Raw genomic sequence first — 13,212 nt, forward strand, 5'->3', positions numbered from 1 at the left:
GCGCAACAGGGCGCCCGGCCCCTTTCACTTTAGTGATGGACCAGCATGCCGGTCAGCCAGTAGGCCTGGATCAGGGTGATCAGGCCGACGATGGTGGCGAAGAACAGGCTGTGCTTGACGGTGAAGCGGAACAGGTCGGATTCCTTGCCGACCAGGCCGGTGGCGGCGCAGGCCACGGCGATCGATTGCGGCGAGATCATCTTGCCGGTTACCCCGCCGCTGGTGTTGGCTGCAACCAGCAAGGTGTCGTTGACCCCGATCTGGTGCGCGGTGGTGGCCTGCAGCGAGCTGAACAGGGCGTTGGACGAGGTGTCCGAGCCGGTCAGGAATACGCCCAGCCAGCCGAGGAACGGCGAGAAGAACGGGAACGCAGCGCCGGTACCGGCCAGCACAAGGGCCATGGTCGAGGACATGCCCGAGTAGTTGGTGACGAAGGCGAAGGCCAGCACCATGCCGATCGACAGGATCGGCCAGCGCAGTTCCCAGAAGGTTTCCTTGAAAGTGGTCAGACCAGTTTTGACGTTGATCTTCAGCACCGCCATGGAAATCAGCGCCGAGAGGAAGATCGCGGTGCCGGTGGCGGAGATCGGGTCAAGCTTGAACACCGCCGGCATGGCGGTTGGCGCAGCCACGATCGGTGCGGCCTTGATCACCAGTTGGTCGAGGTGCGGGATGGCGAAGTTGAACACGAAGTTGTACATCGAACCGCCTGCCGCGAAGGCCGCCTTGAACGGCTTCAGGGTCCAGATGGTGACCAGTACGGTGAGGATCAGGAACGGCGACCAGGCCTTGAAGATCTCGCCAAGGCTGTAGGGGCTTGGCTGGCTGCCACTTGGCTGCACCACGGCGGCGCCCACGCTGCCTTTGGCTTCGGCGAACGAGCGCTTGGGCTGCCAGACTTTCAGGAACAGGGTCAGGGCGATCAGGCTGGCCAGGGCCGAGGTGATGTCCGGCAGCTCCGGGCCGATGAAGTTCGAGGTGAAGTACTGGGTAACGGCGAAGCTCAGGCCGGCAACCAGGGCGGCAGGCCAGGTTTCCTTCACGCCGCGCAGGCCGTCCATCATGAATACCAGCCAGAACGGCACGAACAGCGACAGCAGCGGCAGCTGGCGACCGGTCATGGCGCCGATGTGGAAGGCGTCGATGCCGGTGACCTGGCCGGCCACGATGATCGGGATGCCCAGCGCGCCGAAGGCCACTGGCGCGGTGTTGGCGATCAGGCACAGGCCGGCGGCATACAGTGGGTTGAAGCCCAGGCCCACCAGCAGCGCGGCAGTGATTGCCACCGGTGCGCCAAAGCCCGCCGCACCTTCCAGGAAGGCGCCAAAGCAGAAGCCGATCAGCAGCACTTGCAGGCGCTGGTCATCGGTAATCGACAGCACCGAGCTGCGGATCACTTCGAACTGGCCGCTCTTGACCGTGAGTTTGTACAGGAACACCGCGGCAACGATGATCCAGGCGATTGGCCAGAGGCCATAGAGGAAGCCGTACCCTGCGGCGGCGAACGCCATGTCGACAGGCATCTGGAAGGCAAAGATTGCCACCAGGATCGACAACGCCAGGGTGATGCTGCCGGCCACGTGGCCTTTGAGGCGGAACACGGCTAGGGCAAGGAAGAAGAAGACGATGGGGATGACCGCCGCCAGTGCGGACAGGCCGAGACTACCAAGCGGGCTATAGAATTGTTGCCAGGTTTGCATATGGGGTGGCCCCTAATTGTTGTTGGTCAGGCACTGGCATTGGATAATTGGTAATACCAATTTACAATGACTGGTCGCTAGGTTAAGAGCGCTGTCGTGGGTGTGTCAATTTGTCTCGCGCAAAACTTTGGTCGTGTGCCGATGAGTGGGCACCTGATGGGCAGGGAAAAATGTCACCTGATGGTGTTTGCACAACCCTGGATCGGCGAGAATAGACACCCCTGGAAATCTGCCGGGGGTTTGTGGAGAGCATGTGATGGTTTTTGATCAGGTCCGCCAACGGCGCCTGTCCGATGACATCGTCGATCGGTTGGAAGGGATGATTCTGGAAGGCACGCTGACCTCCGGGCAGCGGCTGCCGGCCGAGCGCGTCCTGGCCGAGCAGTTCGGTGTGTCCCGCCCGTCACTGCGTGAGGCGATCCAGAAGCTGGTGGCCAAGGGGTTGTTGGTCAGCCGCCAGGGTGGGGGCAATTTCGTTGCCGAGTCGCTGGGCTCGACCTTCAGCGACCCATTGTTGCAGTTGCTCGAACACAGCGCCGAGGCGCAACGTGACCTGCTGGAGTTTCGCCATACCCTGGAAGCTTCCTGCGCCTATTACGCCGCCCAGCGTGCCACCGAGCCGGACCGGGCGCGCCTGAAGGCGGCCTTTGATGCATTGCAGGACTGTTATGCCCGGGCCGATGAAGTGACCCGGGTAGAGGAGGGTGCAGCCGATGCGCGCTTCCACCTGGCGATTGCCGAGGCCAGCCATAACGCCGTGCTGCTGCACACCATTCGTGGCTTGTTCGACCTGCTCAAGCGCAACGTGGTGACCAACATCGGCGGCATGTATCAGCAACGTGCCGAGACCCGCGACATGCTGATCAGCCAGCATCGGGAGCTGTACCTGGCGATTGTCGAGGGCAGGGCGGACGATGCGCGGGAGGTGTCCAGCCGGCACATTCTGTATGTGCAGGAAGTGCTGGAAGAGGCGCAGGAAGAAGCGCAGCGGGTGGCGCGGGCGGAGCGGCGTAGCGGGCGTTGAGATCGGTGTTGGATTCTTCGCGGGCTTGCCCGCTCCCACAGGATATGCGCCGGACCCGAAGGTGGCGCGATACCTGTGGGAGCGGGCGAGCCCGCGAAGAGGCCGGAGCAGGCTGAAGAAGAGGTATTACTCTTCCTTGCCCTTGTTCCGCACGGCCCGCTGCAGCTCGCGGTTGGAATCGCGCTCGCGCATGGTGTCGCGCTTGTCGAATTCCTTCTTGCCCTTGCCCAGTGCGATCTCGCACTTGATCAGGTGCTTGCTCCAGTACAGCGCCAAGGCCACACAGGTATAGCCTTTTTGCGCCACGGCCGCTTCCAGGCGTTCCAGCTCGCGCTTGTTCAGCAGCAGCTTGCGCGTACGGATTGGGTCGGCGATGACGTGGGTGCTGGCCGTGGTCAGCGGGGTGATGTGGCTGCCGAACAGCCAGGCTTCACCGTCCTTCAGCAGTACGTAGCTGTCAGTCAGGTGGGCCTTGCCGGCTCGCAGGCTTTTTACTTCCCAGCCGGACAGGACCAGCCCGGCCTCGAACTTGTGTTCGATGAAGTAATCGTGTCGCGCCTTCTTGTTTTGCGCGATGGTCCCGGTCGGATGTTTTTTTTGCTTAGCCATAGGGGCGGCATTATAGGCAAGTCGGAGCGTCGTCCGCTATGGGATTTCGGTGTGCTTGAGCCACCGGAATGAATACCGGACAATACGGACGCTGTCATAGCTACACAAACTGTTTTCGGCACGCTGCGAAGCACCGCCACCCAGCCCTGGAAGTGACGCCTGGATGACTACCCATATTCAACGCTCCGCCCTGCTGCCATACCCCGCCAAGGCGCTTTACGACCTGGTCAACGATGTCGCCAGCTACCCGGATTTCCTGCCTTGGTGCTCCGACTCCACGGTGCTCGAAGCCAGCGACACGCAAATGCGCGCCAAGCTTGAGGTGGCCAAGGGCGGCATGAGCCAGCAGTTCGTTACACGTAACGTGCTGGTGCCGGGGCAGTCCATCGAGATGAATCTTGAGGAAGGGCCGTTCACCCAGTTGCATGGCCTGTGGGTGTTCAAGCCGCTGGGGGAAAAGGCCTGCAAGATCAGCCTCGACCTGTCGTTTGATTACGCCGGGCCGATCGTGCGTGCCACGCTGGGCCCGCTGTTCAACCAGGCGGCCAACACCCTGGTCGATGCGTTCTGCCAGCGTGCCAAGCAGCTGAACAGCTGACTGCAAAAGCGGCAATAAAAAAGCCCGGAACTGGTCCGGGCTTTTTTGTACCTGCCCGCCGCTTACTGAGGCGAGGTTTCCAGCGGTGCGGGGGTTGGCACCGGGGTGGTCTCGATGGTGTCGATCTCGCGCTGGATGGATTCTTCCACCGAACCTGGCTTGGCCGGTTTCTCTTCTGGCTGCGCGCTTGGCTGCCCTGGTTGAGTGGCCGGGCTGACCGTGGTGTCGCCGCTGCCACCGAGGATTTCCTGGTCGCGGCTGACGCCTGGCATGAAGTCGCCGGACAGGCTCACCAGCTGGTCGCTTTCGTTGAAGAACACGCTCATGCGTTCCTGCTGACGTTTGCCGCCGCCTGGCTGGATGCTGTACAGGTAATCCCAGCGATTGGTGTGGAAGGTGTCCTGGATCAGCGGGTTACCCATGATAAACCTTACTTGCCGACGGGTCATTCCGGGGCGCAATTGGTCTATCATGTCTTGCGTAACGACATTGCCCTGCTGGATGTCGATTTTGTAAACCCCGGGAAACGAGCAACCGGCGAGTGCGAGCAGTCCCACTAGGGTGAGGCTGGTTAGCAAGAGCTTGGTGTTTTGCATCGGTGGGCGACTTCCACTATCTTGGCTGGACAACGTAAACCCCGATCATACCCGTATTAAGAGAAGCTGCGAAGCAGCATCGGCGAGAAAGCTGACCATGGTTGAAAATAGCGAATTGCGCAAAGCCGGTCTCAAGGTGACCCTGCCTCGAGTCAAGATCCTACAGATGCTCGACTCGACCGAGCAGCGCCACATGAGCGCCGAGGATGTCTACAAGGCGCTGATGGAAGCTGGCGAAGACGTGGGCCTGGCCACCGTCTATCGCGTACTGACCCAGTTCGAAGCGGCGGGTCTGGTGGTTCGCCACAACTTCGACGGCGGTCATGCAGTATTCGAACTGGCTGACGGTGGCCACCACGATCATATGGTCAACGTGGATACCAGCGAAGTCATCGAGTTCATGGATGCCGAGATCGAGAAGCGTCAGCGCGAAATCGTGGCCGAGCATGGCTATGAGCTGGTGGACCACAATCTGGTCCTGTATGTGCGTAAGAAGAAGTAACGATTTTCTATCGTTATGAATGACAAAGGCGACCTTCGGGTCGCCTTTGTGCTTTATAGGCTCGGCAGGAAAATGCAGTCGACCTGCACTGCCGCCGGCATCAAACCTTGCCGGAAACCACCATCTTGCGCGCATGCGCCAGCGATTCCTTGGTCAGGTCGATGCCGCCGAGCATACGCGCTACTTCCTCGACCCGCTCGCGCTTGCCCAGGCTGGTCACGGCAGTGTGGGTGGTGTCGCTGTTACGCACCTTGTGCACGAACAGGTGATGATGCCCTTGTGCTGCAACCTGCGGCAGGTGAGTCACGGTCAGCACCTGGCCGCGTTCGCCCAGGCGGCGCAACAGCTGGCCGACGATTTCTGCAGTCGGCCCACCGATGCCGACGTCGACTTCGTCGAACACCAGGGTAGGAATGCGCGAGGTCTGCGCGGTAATCACCTGGATCGCCAGGCTGATGCGCGAAAGCTCACCACCTGAGGCGACCTTGGCCAGGCCCTTGAGCGGCTGGCCGGGGTTGGCGCTGACCAGCAGTTCGATCTGCTCCAGGCCATGAGGTGACAGGTCGGTGCCCTCGTTTGGCGTCAGGGCGATGCAGAAGCGCCCACCGGGCATGCCCAGGCGCTGGATTTCCTGCTCGACGGCCACCGCCAGCTGTTGCGCGGCCTGCTGGCGCAGGGCGCTGAGCTCGCGGGCCTTCTCCTTATAGTGTTGGGCGAAGGCAGCCAGCTCCTCGCCCAGCCGCTCGATCGACTCGTCGCTGGCGTTCAGGCCTTCCAGTTCTTCCATCAGCTGCTGCTGCAGGTGGGGCAGTTCGGTGGGGTGTACGCGGTGTTTGCGCGCCAGCGTATAGATGGTGTCGAGGCGCTCTTCCAGGGCCTGCAGGCGCATGGGGTCGGCATCGAAGTTGTCGAGGAAGCGGTTGAGCTCGCCGACGGCTTCCTCGACCTGGATCTGCGCGCTGGCGATCAGGTTGGCCGCCTCGCTCAGTGCCTTGGGCGAGTGGGTGGCGGCCCCCAGGCGGTTGAGGCTGGCGGTGAGGGCGCTGAGCACATTGCCCGAGTCGCTTTCGCTGCACTGGTCGATCACCTGGCGGCAGATGCCGAACAGGGCTTCGGCGCTGGTCAGCTGCTTGTGTTCCTGCTCCAGTTGCTCCAGTTCGTGCTCGCCCAGGCCGAGGTTGTCGAGTTCTTCCAGCTGGTAGCTGAGCAACTGGTGGCGGGCGCGTTGCTCGTCGCCGGAATTGGACAGGCGCTCCAGCTCCAGGCGGGTCTGGTTCCAGCGCTTGGCGGCCAGCTGCACCTGGCAGGCCAGGTCGACGGCGCCGGCGTACTCGTCGAGCAGGCGGCGGTGGGTGTCGGTCTTCAGCAGCGACTGGTGCTCATGCTGGCTGTGGATGTCGATCAGCAGCTCGCCCAGTGCCTTGAGGTCGCCGAGCGGGCAGGGCGTGCCGTTGATGTAGCCGCGGCTGCGGCCTTCGGCGGTGATCACCCGGCGCAGGATGCACAGGCCGTCGTTGTCCAGGTCGCGCTCGGCCAGCCAGGCATGGGCCTCGGGAATGTCCACCAGGTCGAAGGTGGCGAGGATGTCCGCCTTGTCCGTGCCGGGGCGCACCACGCCGCTGTCGGCCCGGTCGCCCAGGGCCAGGCCGAGGGCATCGAGCATGATCGATTTGCCGGCGCCGGTTTCGCCGGTGATGACGGACATGCCGCGTGCGATCTCGAGGTCGAGGTGTTCGACGATGGCGTAGTTGTGAATGGACAGGTGCACCAGCATGAGGGCAGCTCCCGAAAGTCAGGTCTGGTTATTTATACAGTACTTTTTTCAGGCCTGCCAATGCCCTTTGCCGGATTGTGTTGCCGGGCGGAAAACCACCTTGCCCCCTTGAAGCTGGTTTTTCCGGCCCCATATAGCCGACATCCAAGGCGAGCGTGGCTCGCAGTCCACAAATTTGCGCAGGAGAGACCCCATGGCTGATGAGCAGCTGAACGAGAAAGACCTTAACGTGGAAGAAGCCGGTGCAGGCAATACTGCTGACGCCCGTGTTCTGGAACTCGAGGAACAGCTGGCCGCAGCCAAGGATCAGGCGCTGCGCGCCGTTGCCGACGTGCAGAATGCGCGTCGTCGTGCCGAGCAGGATGTCGAGAAGGCCCACAAGTTCGCCCTGGAGAAATTCTCCGGCGACCTGCTGCCGGTGATCGACAGCCTGGAACTGGCCCTGGCCCACTCCAGTGCCGATGACGAGAACGTCAAGCAGATCCGCGAAGGTGTGGAGCTGACCCTGAAGATGTTCCAGGACACCCTCAAGCGCTACAACCTCGAAGCCATCGACCCGCATGGCCAGCCGTTCAACCCTGAGCATCACCAGGCCATGGCCATGCAGGAAAACGCCGAGGTGGAGCCGAACAGCGTGCTCAACGTGTTCCAGAAGGGTTACCTGCTCAACGGCCGTCTGCTGCGCCCCGCCATGGTGGTGGTCAGCAAGGCGCCGAGCGCACCGCAACCCTCTATCGATGAAAAGGCTTGAAATCCTTCCGGGCATCCCCATCTAGGTGTCAAGCCTTCAAGTATTACCGCAGTTGGCCAAAGTAGTCGCTGCTACCAAATTCAAGTTTCGGGAGAGTTAACATGGGCAAAATCATCGGTATCGACCTGGGGACCACCAACTCGTGCGTCTCCGTTCTGGAAAACGGTAACGTCAAGGTCATCGAAAACGCCGAAGGCGCGCGTACCACCCCTTCGATCGTGGCCTACGCCAACGACGGCGAAATCCTGGTAGGTCAGTCGGCCAAGCGCCAGGCTGTAACCAACCCGCACAACACCCTGTTCGCAGTGAAGCGCCTGATCGGCCGCCGCTTCGAAGAAGATGTCGTGCAGAAAGACATCAAGCTGGTGCCGTACAAGATCGTCAAGGCCGGCAATGGCGACGCCTGGGTACAGGCCAGTGGCAAGGACATGGCGCCGCCGCAGATCAGTGCCGAAGTCCTGAAGAAGATGAAAAAGACCGCCGAAGACTACCTCGGCGAGCCAGTCACCGAAGCGGTCATCACCGTTCCGGCCTACTTCAACGACAGCCAGCGCCAGGCCACCAAGGACGCCGGTCGTATCGCCGGCCTGGACGTGAAGCGCATCATCAACGAACCGACCGCCGCTGCGCTGGCCTATGGCATGGACAAGGCCAAGGGCGACCACACCGTCATCGTCTATGACCTCGGTGGTGGTACCTTCGACGTGTCGGTCATCGAAATCGCCGAAGTCGACGGTGAGCATCAGTTCGAAGTACTGGCCACCAACGGTGACACCTTCCTCGGTGGTGAAGACTTCGACATGCGCCTGATCGACTACCTCGTCGACGAGTTCAAGAAAGAGTCCGGCATGGACCTGAAGAACGATCCGCTGGCTCTGCAGCGCCTGAAGGAAGCTGCCGAGAAGGCCAAGATCGAGCTGTCGTCCTCGCAGTCGACCGACGTCAACCTGCCGTACATCACTGCAGACGCTACCGGTCCGAAGCACCTGAACGTGAAGATCTCCCGCGCCAAGCTGGAGTCGCTGGTCGAAGACCTGGTTCAGCGTACCATCGAGCCGTGCCGCATCGCCCTGAAAGACGCTGGCATCGACGTCGCCAAGATCGACGACGTGATCCTGGTCGGTGGCCAGACCCGCATGCCGCTGGTACAGAAAGCCGTTGCCGACTTCTTCGGCAAGGAAGCCCGCAAGGACGTCAACCCGGACGAAGCCGTGGCCATGGGTGCCGCCATCCAGGGCGCCGTACTGGCCGGTGACGTCAAGGACGTACTGCTGCTGGACGTCAGCCCGCTGACCCTGGGTATCGAAACCATGGGTGGCGTGATGACTTCGCTGATCGAGAAGAACACCACCATCCCGACCAAGAAGTCGCAGGTGTTCTCGACTGCCGACGACAACCAGGCTGCGGTGACCATTCACGTGCTGCAGGGTGAGCGCAAGCAGGCTGCCCAGAACAAGTCGCTGGGCAAGTTCGACCTGGCTGACATCCCGCCGGCTCCGCGTGGCGTACCGCAGATCGAAGTGACCTTCGACATCGACGCCAACGGCATCCTGCACGTCAGCGCCAAGGACAAGGCCACCGGCAAGTCGCAGTCGATCGTGATCAAGGCCAACTCCGGCCTGTCGGACGAAGAAATCGAGCGCATGGTGCGTGACGCCGAGGCCAACGCCGAGGAAGACCGCAAGTTCGAAGAGTTGGCCGCTGCCCGTAACCAGGGTGACGCGCTGGTTCACTCGACCCGCAAGATGGTCGCTGACGCCGGTGACAAGGTTACCGCCGAAGAGAAAACCGCCATCGAGGCTGCCGTGGTTGCCCTGGAAGCCGCTGTCAAAGGCGACGACAAGGCTGCCATCGACGCCAAGGTCGAAGAGCTGTCCAAGGTTTCGGCTCCGGTTGCCCAGAAGATGTACGCCGAGCAGTCGGCCGAACAGCCTCAGGGTGGCGCGCAGCACGCCGAGCCGGAAGCCAAGCACGATGATGTGGTTGACGCCGAGTTCGAAGAAGTGAAAGACAACAACAAGCAGTAATCCCTGCATGTTGTCGGCCAGTTCACCGTCGTTTGCCGGTGAGCTGGTAGGATGTCGCCGCGCGGGGGCTTGCTCCCGCGTTGGCGTATCTGGAATTCGAGAATCTTTACAGCATCTGTCAGCGGCCCCGGTGGGCAAAAGGCAGGTGCTGATGGCGTGGCGCAGATGCCAGACGCCCAACAAGGTGCAAATGACCTATGTCCAAGCGTGATTATTATGAGGTCCTGGGTGTCGAGCGCGGCGCCAGTGAAGCTGACCTCAAGAAGGCTTATCGCCGTCTGGCGATGAAGTACCACCCTGACCGCAACCCCGGCGACAAAGAGTCGGAAGACAAGTTCAAGGAGGCCAACGAGGCCTACGAAGTGCTGTCTGATGCGAGCAAGCGCGCGGCGTTCGACCAGTATGGTCATGCTGGCGTGGACCCGAGCATGGGTGGCGGTGGTGCCGGCTTCGGCGGTGCCAACTTCTCCGACATCTTTGGCGATGTGTTCAGCGACTTCTTCGGTGGTGGCCGCGGCGGTGGACGTGGCGGTGCCCAGCGTGGCAGCGACCTGCGCTACACCCTGGAACTGAACCTGGAAGAAGCGGTGCGTGGCACCACGGTCAGTATCCGTGTGCCCACCCTGGTCAACTGCCAGCCTTGCGACGGCTCCGGTGCCAAGAAGGGCTCCACGCCGTCGACCTGCCCGACCTGTGGCGGTATCGGCCAGGTGCGCATGCAGCAAGGCTTCTTCTCGGTGCAGCAGACCTGCCCGCGCTGCCATGGCCAGGGCAAGATCATCACCGACCCGTGCACCTCGTGCCACGGCGAAGGGCGTGTCGAGGAATACAAGATGCTGTCGGTCAAGGTGCCGGCGGGTGTCGATACCGGCGACCGTATCCGCCTGTCGGGCGAGGGCGAGGCCGGTACCCATGGTGGCCCGACCGGCGACCTGTACGTGGTGATCAATGTGCGTGAGCACGAGATCTTTCAGCGTGATGGCAAGCACCTGTACTGCGAAGTGCCGATCAGCTACACCGATGCCGCCCTGGGGGGCGAGCTGGAAGTGCCTACCCTAGATGGTCGTGTGAAGCTGAAAATCCCCGAAGGCACCCAGACCGGCAAGCAGTTCCGTCTGCGCGGCAAGGGCGTTGCCCCGGTGCGCGGCGGTGGTGCCGGTGACCTGTTGTGCCGCGTGGCGGTGGAAACCCCGGTCAACCTCAGCCGCCGCCAGCGCGAGCTGCTTGAAGAGCTGCGTGATTCGCTGGAAGGCGACAGCTCCCACTCGCCCAAGGCCAGTGGCTGGTTCGATGGCGTGAAGCGCTTCTTCGGCGACCTCTGACAAGGAAATGGCTATGCGACGTATTGCAGTGATGGGCGCGGCAGGGCGAATGGGCAAGACCCTCGTCGAGGCCGTGCAGCAACAGGCGCCACAGGCTGGCCTGACCGCGGCGATCGATCGCCCGGACAGTACGCTGGTGGGGGCTGATGCCGGTGAGCTGGCGGCCCTGGGTCGTATCGGCGTGCCAATTTCCGACGACCTGGCCAAGGTGGTCGACGAGTTCGACGTGCTGATCGACTTCACCCACCCCTCCGTCACCCTGAAAAACCTGGCGTTCTGCCGCAAGGCGGGCAAGGCCATGGTCATCGGTACCACGGGCTTCACGCCGGAAGAGAAGCAGCAACTGGTCGACGCCGGCAAGGAAATCCCGATCGTCTTCGCGGCCAACTTCAGCGTTGGCGTCAACCTGTGCCTGAAGCTGCTGGACACCGCGGCGCGCGTGCTGGGTGACGATGTGGATATCGAAATCCTCGAAGCGCACCACCGGCACAAGGTCGATGCGCCGTCGGGCACCGCGCTGCGCATGGGTGAAGTGGTTGCCCAGGCGCTGGGTCGCAACCTGCAGGAAGTGGCCGTGTACGGCCGTGAAGGGCAGACCGGAGCGCGTGAGCGTCAGACCATCGGCTTCGCCACCGTGCGTGCTGGAGATGTGGTGGGTGACCATACGGTGCTGTTCGCCGCCGAAGGCGAACGCGTGGAAATCACCCACAAGGCTTCCAGCCGCATGACCTTCGCCAAGGGTGCCGTACGTGCGGCGCTGTGGCTGGATGGGCGTAAGCCTGGCCTGTACGACATGCAGGATGTGCTCGAGCTGCGTTAAGCAGTTGGAGTGGTGTTGGGTTCTTCGCGGGCTTGCCCGCTCCCACAGGGATAGCGCAAGCCTGGAGGTTTGTGGGGTCCTGTGGGAGCGGGCAAGCCCGCGAAGAACCCAACACAGATGTCAGCCTGTCGCATTGATGTGTTTTAGAGACACATCTGCGGTAGACCGAAAACGCACTTTTCTGTAAGCTACAGCTTTAGTGTGTCCACTAAAAGCGCGCAGCGAATTGAATTCAGCACATGAAAGCGGGGTGACGTGTCCATACGTCACTCCGCTTTTTTGCAACCTGCGATCGCCCTTTCATGCTTGATTTACGGGAGGTCTTCTTGACAAAGCCAGCCATACTCGCCCTTGCCGACGGCAGTATTTTCCGCGGTGAAGCCATTGGTGCCGACGGTCAGACCGTTGGTGAGGTGGTCTTCAACACCGCTATGACCGGCTACCAGGAAATCCTTACAGACCCTTCCTATGCGCAGCAAATCGTAACCCTGACCTACCCGCACATCGGCAATACCGGTACTACCCCGGAAGACGCCGAGTCCAACCGCGTCTGGTCCGCTGGCCTGGTCATTCGTGACCTGCCGCTGCTGGCCAGCAACTGGCGTAACACCCAGTCGCTGCCTGAGTACCTCAAGGCCAACAACGTCGTCGCCATCGCCGGCATCGACACCCGTCGCCTGACCCGAATCCTGCGTGAAAAGGGCGCTCAGAACGGTTGCATCCTCGCCGGTGACAACATCAGCGAAGAAGCCGCCATCGCCGCTGCCCGTGCCTTCCCGGGCCTGAAGGGCATGGACCTGGCCAAGGTCGTTTCCACCAAGGAACGCTACGAGTGGCGCTCCAGCGTGTGGGAGCTGAAGACCGACAGCCACCCGACCATCGACGCTGCCGACCTGCCGTACCACGTGGTCGCCTTCGACTACGGCGTCAAGCTGAACATCCTGCGCATGCTGGTCGCCCGTGGCTGCCGCGTGACCGTGGTGCCGGCCCAGACCCCGGCCAGCGAAGTGCTGGCACTCAACCCGGACGGCGTGTTCCTGTCCAACGGCCCTGGCGACCCCGAGCCGTGCGACTACGCCATCCAGGCGATCAAGGAAATTCTCGAGACCGAGATCCCGGTGTTCGGCATCTGCCTCGGCCACCAGCTGCTGGCCTTGGCCTCCGGCGCCAAGACCGTGAAGATGGGCCACGGCCACCACGGTGCCAACCACCCGGTCCAGGACCTGGACACCGGCGTGGTCATGATCACCAGCCAGAACCACGGCTTTGCCGTTGACGAGGCCACCCTGCCGGGCAACGTCCGCGCCATCCACAAGTCGCTGTTCGACGGCACCCTGCAGGGTATCGAGCGCACCGACAAGAGCGCGTTCAGCTTCCAGGGTCACCCTGAAGCGAGCCCGGGCCCGACCGATGTCGCGCCTCTGTTCGATCGTTTCATCGATGCCATGGCCAAGCGCCGCTGAGCATCCTGCTGCAAGGCCCCGGGCCG

Annotated in this window: 12 protein-coding genes; 8 read left to right on the forward strand and 4 right to left on the reverse strand. The window is 62.2% G+C overall.

Going from position 1 to position 13,212, the window contains the following annotated elements; translation table 11 throughout:
• Positions 1-29 precede the first annotated feature (29 nt).
• The gene (locus tag HU760_RS04150) at positions 30-1,700 is read right to left on the reverse strand and encodes a lactate permease LctP family transporter (RefSeq protein WP_186672850.1); all 1,671 of its coding nucleotides are present in this window, start codon (positions 1,698-1,700) and stop codon (positions 30-32) included.
• A 256-nt stretch (positions 1,701-1,956) separates the two neighbouring features.
• Between HU760_RS04150 and HU760_RS04155 the strand changes: the two genes are divergently transcribed.
• Complete coding sequence (locus tag HU760_RS04155; protein ID WP_170032774.1) at positions 1,957-2,724, forward strand: FCD domain-containing protein; 768 nt, start codon at positions 1,957-1,959, stop codon at positions 2,722-2,724.
• Between the two features lie 126 nt (positions 2,725-2,850).
• On the opposite strand, the gene smpB is transcribed toward HU760_RS04155, so the two are convergent.
• Positions 2,851-3,333, reverse strand: a complete 483-nt coding sequence (smpB, locus tag HU760_RS04160) for an SsrA-binding protein SmpB (RefSeq protein ID WP_013974300.1) — start codon at positions 3,331-3,333, stop codon at positions 2,851-2,853.
• Positions 3,334-3,496: 163 nt separating this feature from the next.
• Here smpB and HU760_RS04165 point away from each other — a divergent pair, with 163 nt between their 5' ends.
• On the forward strand, positions 3,497-3,931 hold the full coding sequence (locus tag HU760_RS04165; protein WP_186672852.1) for a type II toxin-antitoxin system RatA family toxin: 435 nt from the start codon (positions 3,497-3,499) through the stop codon (positions 3,929-3,931).
• A gap of 62 nt (positions 3,932-3,993) precedes the next feature.
• Here the strand turns inward: HU760_RS04165 and HU760_RS04170 are convergent, their stop codons facing one another.
• The gene (locus tag HU760_RS04170) at positions 3,994-4,527 is read right to left on the reverse strand and encodes an outer membrane protein assembly factor BamE (protein WP_186672854.1); all 534 of its coding nucleotides are present in this window, start codon (positions 4,525-4,527) and stop codon (positions 3,994-3,996) included.
• A gap of 97 nt (positions 4,528-4,624) precedes the next feature.
• On the opposite strand from HU760_RS04170, the gene fur reads away from it, so the two are divergent.
• Entirely contained in the window at positions 4,625-5,029 is a 405-nt protein-coding gene (gene fur, locus HU760_RS04175) for a ferric iron uptake transcriptional regulator (protein WP_012274258.1), read from the forward strand.
• Positions 5,030-5,129: 100 nt separating this feature from the next.
• Here fur and recN read toward each other — a convergent pair whose 3' ends face one another.
• A complete protein-coding gene (gene recN, locus HU760_RS04180) occupies positions 5,130-6,803 on the reverse strand; it encodes a DNA repair protein RecN (RefSeq protein WP_186672861.1) in 1,674 nt (557 codons plus the stop codon).
• A 193-nt stretch (positions 6,804-6,996) separates the two neighbouring features.
• Here recN and grpE point away from each other — a divergent pair, with 193 nt between their 5' ends.
• The 5 genes from grpE (at position 6,997) to carA (ending at position 13,186) form a co-directional block, all read left to right on the forward strand.
• A complete protein-coding gene (gene grpE, locus HU760_RS04185; protein ID WP_186672863.1) occupies positions 6,997-7,554 on the forward strand; it encodes a nucleotide exchange factor GrpE in 558 nt (185 codons plus the stop codon).
• A 101-nt stretch (positions 7,555-7,655) separates the two neighbouring features.
• On the forward strand, positions 7,656-9,581 hold the full coding sequence (dnaK, locus tag HU760_RS04190; protein WP_186672871.1) for a molecular chaperone DnaK: 1,926 nt from the start codon (positions 7,656-7,658) through the stop codon (positions 9,579-9,581).
• A gap of 197 nt (positions 9,582-9,778) precedes the next feature.
• The gene (dnaJ, locus tag HU760_RS04195; protein WP_186672873.1) at positions 9,779-10,903 is read left to right on the forward strand and encodes a molecular chaperone DnaJ; all 1,125 of its coding nucleotides are present in this window, start codon (positions 9,779-9,781) and stop codon (positions 10,901-10,903) included.
• A gap of 13 nt (positions 10,904-10,916) precedes the next feature.
• Positions 10,917-11,723: a 4-hydroxy-tetrahydrodipicolinate reductase gene (gene dapB, locus HU760_RS04200; RefSeq protein WP_186672875.1), complete on the forward strand. Its 807-nt coding sequence runs from the start codon at positions 10,917-10,919 to the stop codon at positions 11,721-11,723.
• A gap of 326 nt (positions 11,724-12,049) precedes the next feature.
• Entirely contained in the window at positions 12,050-13,186 is a 1,137-nt protein-coding gene (gene carA / locus HU760_RS04205; protein WP_186672883.1) for a glutamine-hydrolyzing carbamoyl-phosphate synthase small subunit, read from the forward strand.
• Positions 13,187-13,212 lie beyond the last annotated feature (26 nt).

The sequence above is a fragment of the Pseudomonas oryzicola genome, from assembly GCF_014269185.2.
GTDB classification, from domain to species: Bacteria; Pseudomonadota; Gammaproteobacteria; order Pseudomonadales; family Pseudomonadaceae; genus Aquipseudomonas; species Aquipseudomonas oryzicola.